Below are 15,995 nucleotides of genomic sequence, written 5' to 3'. Positions count from 1 at the left end.
CACCACTTACAAAAGGTATCCAAGGCGTTAATCAACGTGGATTGACCTTTTCCACTCGAAGGCTACCAATACAAAAATCACAATCAATTCACCGATAAAATAGGCTATGCCTAAAGGTGTAAGCACCTGATAAAGACTGACAACCAAGAAAATGGTATAGAGGCAATAGCAGAAATTAGCCATAGCAATGACTTTCAGGAATGGTCGCCAGTTTTCTGGCAATCGCCAAAAGCAAAAAAATGAATAGGCTGCAAAAAAACAGGCTGTAATAGCCAGTTTTTGAAGGATTAATGTAGGCATACCAATCAGCGGTTCTAATGCCGTGAGCACAAGCCCCAATAGGACTGCGGACACTACAGCGCCACAAGCATCTAGTAAAAAAACTTTCTTTGGATTCAGGTTAAGGTTAAGTAACATGGGATAGGTATTATCATTTTTTGGATGTACCCAAATATACAACACGCTGTAAAATAACCTAACGTCTTCTACCTGAATAAGTCATCGCCTCTCCTTTACCAAAACCATAGCTAAATCCGAGGGTAAAGAATCGGCCGCGTAATGATCGGTCGTAAAGATTATATTCCGGCTGATTCACAAAACTCTCTTGTATTCTGGAGGCAAATACATCTCGTACGCTCACATTGATTACACCCTTGCCCTTCAGTATTTTCTTCCTGGCGCCCATATCCAAAAATGCCATATCAGACACATGGCCTTGCACGGTCTCATAGGCTCCTCTATAGTTACCTACTACCTCAATGTCCAGATCATGTGGGAGTTTCAATTTCGTGGTCAGTTTTGTAGTCCACTGATCAGCAGTGAAGTCGAAAATTTGCCCCTCCAATTCTCCATTTCTTACAAAGTAATTGTAGTTAAAATCCGCATTGAAAGAAAGCCATTTCAAGGGTTCATATTGCGCATTTACTTCTAATCCTGTGGCATTGTTAGTTCCGATGTTTTCGGGGCGGGTGATATTTACATTGTCTTCAAAGTACGAAATGCGCTCGATAACACCAGTGGTATATCTATGGTACACAGAAGTACTCAGGGATATTACGTCTTGATTATAAACCGCTCCCACCTCATAGGAATCAGTATATTCAGGCAATAGATCAGGGTTTCCTTGCCTGATGTTATAGTTATTTCTTATGTTGAAAAATGGATTTAGGTCCCAAAGCCTTGGACGGTAGATCCTGCGAGAATACCCGCCCTGAAAAGAGATATTTTCTTTCACCTTATACGAGGCATGAACCGTCGGAAAAAAATTCGTGTAATTTTGATGATTCTTTTCCCCTGTATTCGCTAGTAGTGTATTGAGTTCCGTGTTTTCCACTCGCAATCCTAGTTTCAACCCCCAGTTTTTCTTTTCATAAGACATCGTACCATACAAACCCAACACATCTTGATTGTATTCAAAATCATTGGTTTGTGTTGAGTCAATGACATAAATCCCATTTTCCAAATTGCGAACAGCGTAGTCGTTTCCTACATCATTGAGCAAGTACTGTCCGCCTGTCTCCAGGGTAAAACCATCAGCGAATGGTTTGGTGTAGTCCAGTTTGAAAGTGTATTTCCCTTCATCAAAAGTTGTTTCTGTTTTTTGTTGGGCATCTTGATTTTCATTTCCTCCCGTTGTTTCATCCAAAAAATCTGAAGATTGGGACTTTCCAAAAAAGCTTCCCGTAGCAGACACCAACAGATCGTGGTCTTTGTGATCTTCAAAATCCCTTTTGTACTGAAGGTCAAATTGATACTTAGGATTGGTAGCTTCCGTTTCTTCGGTTCTATTCCACTGGGATACGACCTGACCCGTACCATCTACCATCGAGAAATCTGTATTAGACGGCTGGTCCTCTATTTCCAATGCATAGTTTCCCGACAGCGTAATCACATTTCGATCATTGATGTGATAGTCTGTCCCCAGGATCACATTATAGAACTTCTCATTTCTAAATTCCTCCCCTTCTGAGTAGATAATAGTATCAGTAACCAAATCCTGATTGTAAGCTGTTTTATCTCTTGGAAGCTCCCTATAGCCTACTCCAAACTGTGAGAATAGATTAAATTTCTCTGTTCGGTAATTTAAACTAAAACCGATACTATGGTTGTGAGGCACGCCTGCATTGATAGAAACCGAACCATTCGTTCCTTTCTTTTCTTCTTTTTTCAACACGATGTTGATGATGCCAGACGTTCCCTCTGCTTCGTATTTGGCAGAAGGGTTGGTAATTACTTCCACACTTTCGATCATATCTGCGGTGATAGACCCTAAGGCATTACCATCGTTGCTGGCTGTGAGAATCGACGGCTTACCGTCGATAAGAATTTGCACACCAGTACTTCCACGCAAACTCACCTGACCTTCAATATTCACATTCACCGAAGGAACGTTGGTCAACACATCCAATGCGCTGGCCCCTGCGACGCTTAGATCAGAGCCTACATTAAAAACTCTTTTGTCAATTCTAAACTCTGTCTGAGATTTCTCTCCTTCCACTACGATTTCTTCAAGTTGTTTACTGTCGCTTTTTAAGGCCACTTCGCCCAAATCCACACGGTTGTTTATAATTTGAAAATCACGAATTATCTTCTTTTCAAACCCAATAAAACTAATCTCAATTTCAAACTCCTTTTCTGTGGTGTTGATGGCAAAGGCTCCTTCTAAGGAAGTTGTTGAGCCAGTGATTGGCTTTTTAGTTTCCAGATCGATAATAGCCACCGTAGCAAATTCAACTGGGGTGTTGCTTCCACTTTCTACTACTTTGCCCACGATCTGTGTTCGTGTTTGAGCATAAGCTGCCACTGAGGCTAAGGCAAATAAGGTAATGAGTGTTGACCGAGTCATTAGAACTTCTAGATTTTATGTTGTAGTGCAAAACACAGCTAAATTCTGAGAATAAGCCAATCTAATCTTTGAACGACAAGACTTTTGGTATGAACGACAAGCTAAGAATCTATTCTTCAGGTATACGATCTACAAACCATGATCTTCATGAAGCTTTTTCACTACCTCTTTTAGAGAAGAATGCTCAATTTTTTCTGTCACGGTAAACTTTCCAGAGGTGATCTCACCTATCACTTCCATCACACATATTACTTCATCATCTAATACAAAAGCAAAATTTTTACCTGTATAAATTTTGGACATGATGGCTAATTTCTTTTTAGCTTCATCGGACATGGTGATGGAAAATTTTCTTATGCCAAGCAATGCGTTTTCTTCTAATGGGCCTACCTCTTTAAACTCTTCAATACCAATTAGTGGATGATCCAGAACACAGACGTTGATCTTCGTGTTGGCTAGTTTTAGTTCACTATAATAGCAGCGTTCCTCTTCCACTTCTAAATAAAGACCATTCGCATTTTTCTGTGCGTAGCCCAGAGTCGGAATAAGTGAGAGAAGAAGTACTTTGATAATTGTGTTCATATAAGTTGGATTCATTACGCTATAGCACAAACTATTAGGCTAATATTTAGACTTCAATTTACATTTCATTTATCGTGATCTTCATTTGAGCCTAGGACTCCAATATCTCCAGCTGCTCTATAATTTCCTCTTGTTTGACCGGGTACATCTTCCCAAACTTTATAGATTGATATACATCCTCGAATAGATTCATATACGTCGAAGGCTCTGCAGGCACTCGCTCTTGAGTTTTAACACCCTTCTTATCCACTGTAGTAAGTATGCCTTGGTTTTCTATGAGTTCTACACCATAGTCTTTATCATCCGGTTTCATACCTTCTGACAGCTGCTTCTCTTGAACGTCTGTCCGGTGTTTGGTATAAGATCCCAGGGTGCCATGAAGAATAAAAGCTGGCTGAGGATCCGCCACTAACAAGCTGGTAGAAACAAAAACCTGAAGCCCACTAGGATAGGATAATAGTATGGTGGCAAAATCATCCACCTGTGTTTGTGGCCGAAAATGACCTACTCGTTTTTCCCAATGCGCCGGCTTTCCAAAAATCGATAGTGACTGATCCAAAATATGAGGACCTAAATCATAAAGCAATCCTGCGCCAGGTCCTGGAATTTCTTTGGCTTTCTTCTCACCTATACCATATTTATAGCGATCAAACCTAATATGTGCTTCCACCAATTCTCCCAACTTACCATAATTCAGTACTTGTTTTACGGACTGAAAATCCGAATCGTAGCGCCTATTATGGTAAGGGAAAACCTGAACGTCATTTTTCTTTGCTTCTTCATAAAGCTGCTTGGCTTCTAGCGAAGTAGTAGCAAATGGCTTTTCAACCAATACATGCTTTTTTGCCTGAATGGCCCTGAGGGCAAAGTCAAAGTGAGTAGCGTTAGGTGTATTTACTACAATCAATTCTATTGTATCATCTGCCAAAATTTCATCTACCGAATCGTAACTCCTGATGCTGGGGTATTTAGTAGCTGCCTGTTTTTTAGTTCGCTCAACTACTGCAGACAACTCGAAGCCATGATGTAGATCCAAAAAAGGAGCATGAAAGATTTGGCCTGACATGCCAAAAGATAATATTCCAGTTCTAATTTCACTCATCATTCGAATATAGGGATTGATTATCTATTGAGCACAATAGTATTTATACAGACTGCTCATAAGCTTCTTGAATCCATCCCTTTAGCTCTTCATCAATCTCTGAAACTTCAGAAATCATCACACGATGGGTGCACATCGTTCCAAAAGGACCTGAGTCGCCCAGTCGATCTTCTACTGATTTGTCCTTTAATTTAAATCCAAGATCGATTCTGCTCTTTGTTGCAGGTTTGATCAAAACAAATTGACGTTTTCTAATGATACTTACACTTCCCTTCTTAGGTGTGATGGTAATATCATTGCCAAGCGACTGGAGATGGTTGATCAAAGTCTCATAAATGGGAATCAAAGCTTCCTTGCCTTTGTATTGCGTTTCTACCAAATCTTCCGAAGATCGATTTTCTTCTTTCGAAAGCAGAACAATAGTGTTTGCGAACCCATGGGTTACTCCATGCTCAGTTTTCAAATATTTCACGGCTTCGCCATGTTTTTCAAAGGCTTCTTTTGTCAGTATTTTCTTCCATTCATCCAAGGACTTGCCTGTCTTCTCAGGCATATTGTCTATCATGGTTTTTAGTGCTTGATCCATGGCATAATTTTTTAGATGTAAACTAAATATAATTGAAATAGAATTCTGGTGCCATGTCGGCGAGAGTTCACTTAAAAATTAACCTTAATAAATGCACGAAGTGAGAAGGGAGTCCCAGGTGTAAAATGAATTTCTTCGACCGATGTGGGTTCATTTTGCATACGAGATTCTGTGGCAAATTGAGTTTCATTCCACTCGGTATTGAATAGGTTTTCTATGTTCACTCCAAAAGTGTAATTCTTCATTTGGTAGCCTACATTCATGTCCACTACCGTGTATCCAGATGCAACTATCGAGTTATCTTCATTGGCTGGGCGATCTGCCATATATCTATAACGTATGCCCCCGTAAAACCCTAGCGATCTGGCAACTCCCAATCCGCCAGAGGCAGTTAATCCTGGTGCCAACGGCACATAATTTTGACCTTCCGGGTCGTTCACACTTCGCGCATGGGTGTAGTTCACATCTTGGTTGAAAAATAACCAAGGCGTCAACTGATACCTATAGCTCACATCCACTCCATATCGATGAGTCTCACCACCACGTTCCACGATTCCAGCATCTCCTACATACAGCAGTTCCTGCTCCAAATCAAGTGACCAGAAAGCTACATTTAGGAACGATTTAGTCGTTGGCTTCAATATGAAGCCCAAATCATATCCAAAAGCCCTGGGTAATATAATGTCTGTTTCACCAGTAGTAATCGCTCGAGAGTCGTTGGAGTGAAAACCGAATCCACTTTTGAAATATAGCTGCATACTGCTGGAATGATTGTACAGCATGTTCAGTTTTGGACTGGCAATTCCTTGAGACTCGAAGTATTGCCTGCCAGCCAATCCATCGTCATAATTGAACTTGAAATAATCGTAGCGCACCATCGGACTCACAAGCCATTTGCCCATTTCAATATCCCATTGTGCATAGGCTGATAGGTTGGTTTCATTGATATCTCCAAACTGGATTTGTTCCAAAGTGGTCACTCTATTGGCAGTGTGAGACAGTTCGATATCTTCTACAATATCATTTCTAATGCTCCCACCAATTTTCAGAAAACTCTCAACCCTTCCCAAGTCAAAACTTCTATTGTACTCACTAGTAGCCATCATAATTTGACGATTTTCTTTCTGTCTAATCTGATCACCATTTATCGAATCTTCTAGAAAGAAGGTAAAATTAGAATACAGCTCAAAATCATAAAATCCGTAATACAATTGATTACTAATAAATGAACGATCGTCTATAGTTTTGATGTAATCTAGCTTCAGGTTGGATCTGCCAGTACTTCCTCCCTCGGTATCATCTATCGCTCCAAATCTGGTGATCTGTCCCGATTCTACTGCTCTTTGCGGGATTTGACCAGAGGCCGTCCAGCTACTGGTGAAGTGAGAAAACTGCAAGCCGATTCTATCCTCCCCCAACTGCGCATTGTACTTTCCCATCAGGTTGATGCGACTGAAATTTTGAGCACTTTCAAATGGACCGTCTGATAAATTGTATGCTGTAGCTAGGTAAGCGGATTGTTTTTTGTCGTTGAGCAAATTGAATAATCCGACCGTTCTAAAGGAATTGAATTGTCCACCCTCTACTTGAATTGAGCTGGCATCCAGACTCGATTTAGTTCTGATATTGGCATAACCTGCCGTTGTAAAATTGCCCTTACTAGCATTATAAGGTCCCTTACCGAAGTTGATATCCTGAATCAATTCGGGAATGAGGAAATGCAAATCGGAATAGCCCTGACCGTGAGCATGAGATACCATATTTACCGGCATGCCATCTACCGTCATATTGAAGTCCGTACCATGATCGATGTCGAATCCTCTTAGAAAAATCTGCTCGGCTTTTCCTCCACCAGCATGCTGACCAATCATCAGTCCGGGTACGGTTCTTAGCACCTGCTGAGAAGATGTGACCGGCGAAGTATTAAGGTCGATTTTAGTCAATGCCTGAATCGCATTCAAATCTGGCGTGACGGTGAGTTCACTAAGCTCAACCACGTGCTCCGCCAATTCTATTTCTAGTTTTCCTTTCAAATCTGATACCACCAGCTGCTGGGTTTTGAAACCAATATAGCTTACTGAAAGTGTATCCCCGAGCCCCACTACTTCTAGATGAAATCTGCCCAATTCATCACTATGTGCATGACTGCCTTTCGTTACATTGGTCACATAAGCGCCAGGCAAAGCATCATGCTGCAGGTCAGTAATCACACCACTGATTTTCTGAGCAAAGGCCCAACTATTCACAAACACCAAAACAAGTAGACAAATTGACCTCATGATCTTTATTTAACTAATTTTTATTAAATCCTTTTCATTGATACAAACGAGGAGGCACCCGGTTTACCCTACCTCATTTTTTTGAAGTTCTGGCAAAATTAGCTCCATGGTTGCTAGCCACTACTTATATTTACTAAAGAAAATAAACATCTAACTATGGCTACTATTACACTAAAAGGCAATCCCATCAATACTATTGGCTCGCTGCCAGCAAACGGCACACAAGCACCAGATTTTGATTTGATAAAAAACGATCTTTCACATATCTCTCTTGCTGACTATAAAGGGTCAAGAGTGATTTTGAACATATTCCCAAGTATTGATACTGGCATCTGCGCTGCCTCAGTGCGTACATTCAATGAAAAAGCAGCAGGCTTGGCTAACACAAAAATTCTTTGCGTTTCGCGGGATTTACCTTTCGCACAAGCGAGATTCTGTGGAGCAGAAGGGATCGATAGTGTCGAAACTGTTTCTGATTTTGCAAGCGGAAAATTCGGGAAAGATTATCAGGTAACCATTGCGGATGGCCCCATGGCGAACCTTCATTCTAGAGCCATTGTAATACTAGATGAAGAGCATAAAGTCATTTATTCTGAACAAGTACCTGAAATCGTTCAGGACCCTGATTTCGAAAAGGCACTGGCTGCTTTGGCATAATTAGCCAAATCAGCTAAATTTCAGGGTAATTTCCTCTAGCCCAAACGGAAATTGAATAAGCGTTTATGAGAAATTGCCCTGAAAAAGTATACCTTCTGGTATTTACCGTTTGGACTATTTGCTGTTCGTCTGTGCATGCGCAGAACTTCCCTGTCGGCTTACCCGAGATTAAGAACTATACTTCCAAAGATTACCAATGGCATCCTAAGAACTTCCAGATCGTTCAAGGAAACAATGACCTCATCTACATTGGAAACAGCTATGGCATCCTAGAATTTGATGGAAAAATGTGGCGAAAAATTTTGCTACCCAATGGACTAGATGGTCACACTTTAAATGTCGATCGAAAGGGAAATATTTGTATTGGTGCATTCAACGAATTTGGGCAGCTTGTACACAAAAACACGGGGGATTCCTACTACGAATCTCTTGTTGACTTCGAAGAATCCATAGGAGAAGTTACTGGCATTTGGACTTCAGACTTTGAAACGATTGTAGCCACTCAAACCGCCATTTACCAGTACAAAGATCATTCGTTAGACCTGCTTTTTAACATTCCTAAGGGCCTCACATTCGTTGAGGTCAAGAACAGAAGTTTGTATTACCAATCGGACAAAGTGCTTACTGTTTTCGACCTGGGGAATCGACAGGTCAACAAACAACTAAGGCAAGAGCAAATCGTAATTGGAATCATAAGGAATTACATCATCACACAGAACGGAGACTTTATATCTCTTTCATCTGGATCCAAAGAATCTGCCAATTCCCTTCCTCCTGAATTTGAAATATCCAAAGTCGTTGGCTTACAATCTCATCATATCGCATTAGCCAGTCAAAACCAGGGTCTTGTCATCTTAGATGAAAATTTGAAATTTCTTCATCACATCAACAGCCAGCACGGGCTTCTTTCTGACAATATTTTTGATCTGCATGAAGATAGAGAAGGCAACCTATGGCTAGCCCTGGATAATGGTATTAGTTACATTATACTGAATACACCATTTACTCACTATGGTATTTCTAATGGTATACGAGGAATGGGCTATGCCTCTGCGGTACACGATAGTCGTCTTTATCTAGGCACAAGTCAAGGCGTTTTCGTGCACAAATCTCAAAGCGAGTTTGAGCCCCTCAAGGGAACAGAAGGACAGGTTTATGAATTTAAATCAATGGATGATCAATTATTTATTGCTCACGAAGAAGGCCTATTTGTATTAGAAAATGGAAGTCTCGAACTTATTTTTGATCAATATAAAGTATGGACGATTAAAACAGTTCCCAATCAAAAAGGGCTTTTACTCATAGGAACAGAACACGGACTTTATATGATTGAACCGGATTCAAAAAAAGTCAACCTATTGGAAACATTTGACGAGTCCAGCCGAGTGGTTGCCTTCGATGGGGATCAACACCTTTGGGTCTGCCATGGCAATAAAGGACTTTTTAGAATGTCTCTTGACTTTGAAAAAATGAAGGTTCAAAACATCGAGTTCTACTCCGAAAAGGATGGGAATTTGCCCACCTATATTTCCTTTGTAAGCCAATCAAAAAAAGGACTCCTATTCTCCGGAGAAAATGGCATATATCAATTCGACCCTTCAAACAAGACTTTCCAACTCAATCAGGAAATCAGTTCATTTCTTAAACACAATTTCTATGTCGATAAGATCGTTGAAGGCACCTTTCAAAGTCTTTGGATCATTCAGGACAACAAAATCACCAAACTCGACCCACTCGATAATGGTAGTTACACATTACTCCCTGAGAATATCATCACCGAACTCAATGGAAATCTGGTAGGTAGCTATGAATATTTACATGTATATGACAGCAACAATGTGGTGATCGGTACCCAAGAGGGTTTTGCCCATTTCAATGTGAATGCTAATATTAACTATCGCATCAACAACCAAAACAACAAAAAACAGACACTGATTCGAGAGGTCAAATTTGAACAAACAGATTCGAGTTGGCTTGCTCCTACCAAAGCTTCTCCATCACTTTCATTATCTCATAATTTCAACAACGTTACTTTCACCTATGCCTCTGGCTATTACCAATCCCGAGAACAAATCAAATTCAGCTTCTATTTAGAAAATAAGAATGATAAAAGCCAACCCAATTGGTCGGATTGGCATGAGTCCAATCAAAACAGTTTTAAAAATCTGGTACCAGGCAAATATGTCTTCCATGTGCGCTCCAGAGGAGATTTATTCAAATATTCGGAACACAGTTCCTATCCCTTCATTATTCAAAGCCCATGGTATGCCACGCGGTTAAGCGGCATTCTTTATACTTTAATTATCATTTTCATTGGTGTTTTGATATACAAAGTCCGCGTGGCTAAAATCAAACAAGAAAAACAAGAAGCACTACTTAAAAAAGACGAGGAACTCGAACAGCAAAAGCTTTTAGCCGAGACTGAAAAAATAAAACTCATCAATGATCGACTCAAGGAAAAAGTGCTTCTTAAAAACAAAGAGCTTGGAAGTGTAGCTTTGGAAATCACAAAGAAAAATGAGTTTCTAAGCCAACTAAAAAAAGGACTAACCCAAATTGCCTCATCCGTAACCAAAGATGCTGAGCAGAAAATAAAGAGGTCTATAAGAAGTATCGACCAAAACATGCGATCTGACAACAACTGGGAAAGGTTCGAGATGTACTTTGACGAGAGTCATCAGGATTTCATCAAGAAGCTAAAAGAGAAGCAGCCTGACCTCACTAAGTCATCGATCAATCTTTGTGCATTTATCAAACTTGACTTATCCACGAAAGAGATTGCCTCACTGATGAATATCTCTGTAAGTGGTGTGGAGAAACGTCGATATCGCCTCCGTAAAAAGCTAAACCTAAACTCAGACACCAATCTCCAGGCTTTTCTTGAGTCCATTTAAGGACTTCGACAAATTTCCCAAAACAACCAATCAAGTCATTGATATACTGATCATTACAAATAAAGTGTCCTGTTTTTGTCTAGGCAAAATTCAAAAAGAAGGTGCCTTTTGTCCAGTCCCATTTTTTCTATTCATAGAGATAGTTTGATTCCTTCGAAGCAAACAAAAATTATAATACTATGAATAAACTTTACAATGCACTTCTATCGTGCTTGTTACTTTGCTCCACGCTGTCCGCCATGGGACAAGGAAACAAAGTATCCGGCACGGTAACTGGCGCTGAAGATGGTACACCACTGATTGGTGTTACCATTCTTGGTAGCTCAGGATCCGGAACCGTCACAGACATAGACGGGAATTACTCGTTAATCGCAGCGCCGAATGAAACATTACAGTTTTCATACATTGGTTATTTAGCTCAGTCCATTGAAGTTGGAAACAGATCCACCCTCGACGTGGCCATGCAACCGGACTTACAACAACTTGATGAAATAGTTGTTACTGCCCTGGGAATCGAAAGGGATAAAAAAGCCCTCGGCTACTCCATTACAGAAGTAGGCAGTGAAAACATTGCAAGAAACGGTGAAATCAATGCTGTCAATTCATTAGCAGGAAAGGTAGCTGGGATCAATATTTCCACTACTACAGCGGGACCATCTGGGTCTTCACGAGTGATTATCAGAGGAATCAGCGAGATCGATGGGAGCAATCAGCCACTTTATGTGATCGACGGAGTACCCGTAGACAACGGTACTTTAGGACAAGCCACTCAAAATGGTGGATTTGATTTGGGGGATGGTTTATCTGATATTAACCCTGATGACATAGAGTCTATCTCCGTCCTCAAAGGTGCTTCAGCAGCAGCTCTGTACGGTTCCCGTGCACTCAATGGTGTAATTCTTGTAACTACCAAAAAAGGATCTAAAAGCGGCAAAGGCTGGTCGATTGATTTCAACAGCACAGTTACTTTAGATAAAATTTCTACCAAACTCGACGAACGTCAGCAGGTGTATGGTCAGGGTTCAAATGGTGCCTTACCTGAATCGATTGACAGAGCCAGAAATATCACTTCTTCCTGGGGAGCACCATTAGACCCAGCACTGACCGTTACTCAAGTGGATGGCACTGACAGACCCTATGGACTGGTAGAAAACAATATCCAAGGATTATTCGATACAGGCGTAACCTACAACAATACGCTAGCCTTATCAGGAGGAAATGAAAACGCTAACGTCAGACTATCCTTCACTGATATCGATAACTCAGACATCCTACCCAACAGTGGATTGGATCGCCAAAACGCCACTTTGAGAGCCTATTCAAAATTGGGCAAGCATGTGGAAGTAGATGGCAAACTATCGTACATCACTGAAAAAGTAAACAATCGTCCTGCACTGACTGACGAAGTCACCAATATCGGAAATGGTATCATTGGTTTGGCACCGAATTTTGATCAGGCCTGGCTGGAAACTTACAAAAATGACGATGGTACATATCTGGACTACACTGGCAATATCTATAGAGCCAATCCTTATTGGACGATCAACGAGACTTACAACAATAGTGAGAAAGACCGTATCCTAGGTTTTGGGTCTATAAAAGTCAATTTCACGGACTGGTTGTCCTTGAAGGTAAGAAGTGGTTTAGATTATTTTACATTCAATCACCACGAGTTCTACAACAAATACACACCGACCAAAGAAGGTGGTCAAATGGTAGATCTTACTACCACCTTGAAAGAAACCAACAATGATTTCTTGCTTTCTGCTAATAGAGACCTATCTGATGATATTAGCATGAGCTTAAGTGCTGGGGGTAATTTAATGCATAGCAAAGCCTCTTCTACCAGAATAAGCGGGTCCGAAATAATCATTGAAGGGGTAGATGGTTTAAATAACTTTCAAAACATTGTGGTGACACCAAGCGGAGCCGAGAAAAAAGTGAATTCATTATATGGATTTGCTAGCTTCTCTTTTAAAAACTATCTATATCTAGACTTGACCGGAAGAAATGATTGGTTTTCTACGCTACCTTCCAAAAACAGATCACAATTTTACCCATCAGTTTCGGCTAGTTTCATCCTTTCGGATGCGGTGGACTTAGGGTTGGATGCCTTGAGCTTTTTCAAGATTAGAGCTTCTTATGCGGAAGTCGGGGGGGACGCTGCCCCATACCAATTGGCTAACACTTACTCTTTGACTGGCCTGTCCCACCTAGGTGTACCTTTGGCAGAAATTTCCGGGAATCAGATCAGCAACCCTGATTTGAAACCTGAAAGAACAAATTCCATAGAATTGGGTACTGACATCAGATTCTTCGAAGGCAGAGTTGGGCTGGACTTCGCCTATTATACAACAACCACAGACGACTTGATCTTCAATGCTCCAGTTGGTGAGACCACAGGCTACAGATCAGCTATAGTAAACTCTGGTCAGTTAAAAAATGAAGGTATTGAGTTGTTGCTAAACACTACGCCTTTGAAATTAGCTAATGGCTTACAATGGGATTTGTCTTTGAACTTTGCGAAGAACAAAACCACAGTAGAATCCTTACACCCAGATATTCCAGTAATCACAATTGCCGATGCGAGATGGGCTGGAGTAAAAATTATCGCAGAAGAAGGTTCTGAATTCGGACTAATCACTGGGCGAGGTTTCTTAAGAGATGACGAAGGAAATATCATCCATGGTGCAGACGGGATGCCTCGTTTGACAGAAGAGCCTATTGAACTAGGAAGCACACTACCAGACTGGACAGCAGGAGCGATTACCACACTTTCTTACAAAGGCATCTCTCTCAAGGCTTCATTCGATGTGAGAATGGGCGGAGACATTTTTGCAGTTACTAATATGACTATGTACGGCTCTGGTGCTCATCCTGAAACGTTGGAAGGTAGAGAGGGTTGGAACGATTACGCACAGCGTAATAGAGACGCTCAGGATGCTTGGGTTGACGCTGGCAATGCACCAGAAGATTTCGTCAATCTACCAATCGACGGTGGATACATAGGCCACGGAGTAAAGGAAACAGCAGCTTCGACAGACGACAATCCTGAATACGAAGCCAACGACCAAATCGTGAATCCTGCTGACTATTGGAACTTTGTTTCCAGTAACGTACCGGAAAAATTTGTCTATGACGCGAGCTACATCAAACTAAGAGATCTATCTCTTGCCTATTCTTTACCTGTTAGTATTCTGGACAAGACGCCCTTCACCAATGTGAGATTTGCCGTGATCGGCAGAAACCTGTGGACACTGTACAAAAATGTACCAAACATTGACCCTGAATCAACCTACAACAATGGCAATGGTCAAGGATTAGAATATGGTTCGTTGCCTACCAGAAGGCATTATGGCTTCACACTTAATGTTTCATTCTAAAAACAGCAATCATGAAAATATTTAATATAAAATACCTACTGCTCCTGGCAGTTTTAAGCTGGTCTTGCACTGATGATTTCGATGAGATCAACAAAGACCCAAATGCTTACAATGAGTTAGATCCAAGCTTTCAATTGGCTAAAGTGCAATTAGACCTTTCGGGTAAAAGAGAAGAAACCTGGAGATACGATTTGGGAATAGCTTCATCGATGATCCAACACTTCAGTGGTTCCTGGTGGTGCCAGCATGGTGCTCAGTACCGTGTAGTAGAGCAAAGCCATTGGTACTCACTTTGGGAAGAATCTTATCCAAGAGATGCTAAAAACATCCAGAGCATTATTGATGCCACAGCTGACGATCCTGAAATGGTAAATATTAATTCTGCTGCCAGAATTATGAAAGTTTTGATCTATTCCAAGATCACAGACCTGTATGGCGATATCCCATATTCACAAGCGGTGAAAGGGTTTACAGAAGGGATTCTTACTCCTGCTTATGATAAGCAAGCAGACATCTATGCCGATTTCTTTAAGGAGCTGGATGAAGCTGTAGCTGCTTTTGATGATTCGAAAGAAACCATGTCGAGTGATCTGTTTTTTGGAGGAGATGTGGAGAAATGGAGAAGATTTGGAAATTCATTGAGATTGAGATTAGGGTTGAGATTGACGAAAGTGGATATCGCAGAAGCTGAAACTCAGGTGAGAGCGGCTATAGCAGGAGGCCTTATGCAAAGCAATGATGATAATGCTATCATGCTGCATAGCGATTTTTCTTATTCTACCAATGAGAATCGTGGTAATGGCCGGTCACAAGTATTTAACGCATCTGCAAACTCTGAAGGGTTTCGTTTGACAAATACTTTAGTTGACTTCTTGAAAGACACAGGTGACCCACGTCTTTTCATCTATGGAGGAACCTACACCGCACCAAAAGGAGACCCTAGCCGTCTGGATGTAACCGAACATCTGCAAGAGGGAATCGTACATGGGGCACTTTGGTGGAATCTATGGTCCGACTATGGAGATTTGTATGATGGAAGCGGTGCTTATGTAGCTTATATCGCTCATGTAAACAAGTACATGCAGCCAAGCGATTACATCACTTCAAATGCCGCTCCCTACTTTCATTTGACTTACGCGGAAGTGGAAATGTTCCTGACCGAAGCGGCAGCCAGAGGCTGGACTTCTGATGCAGCGACCCACTGGGAGAATGGAGTAAGAGCTGGGATGCAACATGTAAGTATGTACCCTGGTGCACCTGCGATCACTGAAACTCAGATAACTGATTTCCTGGCAGCGAATCCTTTACCTGCTGCTACTGATGATCAAATTCGCGTAGCCAATGAGCAACTTTGGGTGATTTACTTTATGAACGGGACAGAAGCATATGCCAACTATAGAAGATCTGGATATCCTGAATTGGTGCCATTTACTAATGTAGAATGGTATTACAGTGGTACTGATGGCGTGATGCCAAGAAGATTCTTCTATCCGGAATTTGAGTCTCAAAACAATCCGGACAATTACGCAAATGCCATCAGTAGAATCGGTGGTACTAATAATATGATGACACCAGTTTGGTGGGATAAACAATAACATTAACGCTTATTCATAGACTTAGAAGGGTTCTGTAATAGATTTTAGCATGCTCTTTTGCAGACCTTTCTT

Annotated in this window: 10 protein-coding genes; 4 read left to right on the top strand and 6 right to left on the bottom strand. The window is 41.1% G+C overall.

All coding sequences use genetic code 11. The annotated features are described in order from the left end of the window. Positions 1–27: 27 nt before the first annotated feature. The 6 genes from R8N23_RS06145 to R8N23_RS06120 form a co-directional block, all read right to left on the bottom strand. Complete coding sequence (locus R8N23_RS06145; protein WP_318170691.1) at positions 28–417, bottom strand: hypothetical protein; 390 nt, start codon at positions 415–417, stop codon at positions 28–30. 58 nt (positions 418–475) lie between these two features. Then, on the bottom strand, positions 476–2,845 hold the full coding sequence (locus tag R8N23_RS06140) for an outer membrane beta-barrel family protein (RefSeq protein ID WP_318170690.1): 2,370 nt from the start codon (positions 2,843–2,845) through the stop codon (positions 476–478). Positions 2,846–2,974: 129 nt separating this feature from the next. Continuing rightward, complete coding sequence (locus R8N23_RS06135) at positions 2,975–3,427, bottom strand: hypothetical protein (protein ID WP_318170689.1); 453 nt, start codon at positions 3,425–3,427, stop codon at positions 2,975–2,977. 91 nt (positions 3,428–3,518) lie between these two features. Continuing rightward, positions 3,519–4,529 carry a Gfo/Idh/MocA family oxidoreductase gene (locus R8N23_RS06130; protein WP_318170688.1) on the bottom strand — a complete coding sequence of 337 codons (1,011 nt, stop codon included), beginning with the start codon at positions 4,527–4,529 and terminating at the stop codon, positions 3,519–3,521. A 43-nt stretch (positions 4,530–4,572) separates the two neighbouring features. Next, positions 4,573–5,115: a DUF4287 domain-containing protein gene (locus R8N23_RS06125; RefSeq protein ID WP_318170687.1), complete on the bottom strand. Its 543-nt coding sequence runs from the start codon at positions 5,113–5,115 to the stop codon at positions 4,573–4,575. A gap of 71 nt (positions 5,116–5,186) precedes the next feature. Further along, positions 5,187–7,394 carry a TonB-dependent receptor gene (locus tag R8N23_RS06120; RefSeq protein WP_318170686.1) on the bottom strand — a complete coding sequence of 736 codons (2,208 nt, stop codon included), beginning with the start codon at positions 7,392–7,394 and terminating at the stop codon, positions 5,187–5,189. Between the two features lie 156 nt (positions 7,395–7,550). Between R8N23_RS06120 and tpx the strand changes: the two genes are divergently transcribed. From tpx to R8N23_RS06100, 4 genes are all read left to right on the top strand, one after another. Next, positions 7,551–8,051: a thiol peroxidase gene (gene tpx, locus R8N23_RS06115; protein ID WP_318170685.1), complete on the top strand. Its 501-nt coding sequence runs from the start codon at positions 7,551–7,553 to the stop codon at positions 8,049–8,051. Positions 8,052–8,116: 65 nt separating this feature from the next. Then, positions 8,117–10,945: a two-component regulator propeller domain-containing protein gene (locus R8N23_RS06110; RefSeq protein WP_318170684.1), complete on the top strand. Its 2,829-nt coding sequence runs from the start codon at positions 8,117–8,119 to the stop codon at positions 10,943–10,945. Between the two features lie 179 nt (positions 10,946–11,124). Continuing rightward, positions 11,125–14,328: a SusC/RagA family TonB-linked outer membrane protein gene (locus tag R8N23_RS06105; RefSeq protein WP_318170683.1), complete on the top strand. Its 3,204-nt coding sequence runs from the start codon at positions 11,125–11,127 to the stop codon at positions 14,326–14,328. An 11-nt stretch (positions 14,329–14,339) separates the two neighbouring features. Then, positions 14,340–15,923 carry a SusD/RagB family nutrient-binding outer membrane lipoprotein gene (locus R8N23_RS06100; RefSeq protein ID WP_318170682.1) on the top strand — a complete coding sequence of 528 codons (1,584 nt, stop codon included), beginning with the start codon at positions 14,340–14,342 and terminating at the stop codon, positions 15,921–15,923. Positions 15,924–15,995: the final 72 nt, after the last annotated feature.

Origin of the sequence: Reichenbachiella sp., from assembly GCF_033344935.1 — a bacterium.
GTDB lineage: Bacteria > Bacteroidota > Bacteroidia > Cytophagales > Cyclobacteriaceae > Reichenbachiella.
The sequence above is the reverse complement of the archived record's forward strand: the minus strand, read 5'-3'. Positions and strand labels throughout refer to the sequence as shown.

Excerpts from the sequence above, each read along its gene's own strand:
- R8N23_RS06145 (WP_318170691.1), bottom strand. The coding sequence starts at position 417 with ATGTTACTTAACCTTAACCTGAATCCAAAGAAAGTTTTTTTACTAGAT.
- R8N23_RS06140 (WP_318170690.1), bottom strand. The coding sequence starts at position 2,845 with ATGACTCGGTCAACACTCATTACCTTATTTGCCTTAGCCTCAGTGGCA.
- R8N23_RS06135 (WP_318170689.1), bottom strand. The coding sequence starts at position 3,427 with ATGAACACAATTATCAAAGTACTTCTTCTCTCACTTATTCCGACTCTG.
- R8N23_RS06130 (WP_318170688.1), bottom strand. The coding sequence starts at position 4,529 with ATGAGTGAAATTAGAACTGGAATATTATCTTTTGGCATGTCAGGCCAA.
- R8N23_RS06125 (WP_318170687.1), bottom strand. The coding sequence starts at position 5,115 with ATGGATCAAGCACTAAAAACCATGATAGACAATATGCCTGAGAAGACA.
- R8N23_RS06120 (WP_318170686.1), bottom strand. The coding sequence starts at position 7,394 with ATGAGGTCAATTTGTCTACTTGTTTTGGTGTTTGTGAATAGTTGGGCC.
- tpx (WP_318170685.1), top strand. The coding sequence starts at position 7,551 with ATGGCTACTATTACACTAAAAGGCAATCCCATCAATACTATTGGCTCG.
- R8N23_RS06110 (WP_318170684.1), top strand. The coding sequence starts at position 8,117 with ATGAGAAATTGCCCTGAAAAAGTATACCTTCTGGTATTTACCGTTTGG.
- R8N23_RS06105 (WP_318170683.1), top strand. The coding sequence starts at position 11,125 with ATGAATAAACTTTACAATGCACTTCTATCGTGCTTGTTACTTTGCTCC.
- R8N23_RS06100 (WP_318170682.1), top strand. The coding sequence starts at position 14,340 with ATGAAAATATTTAATATAAAATACCTACTGCTCCTGGCAGTTTTAAGC.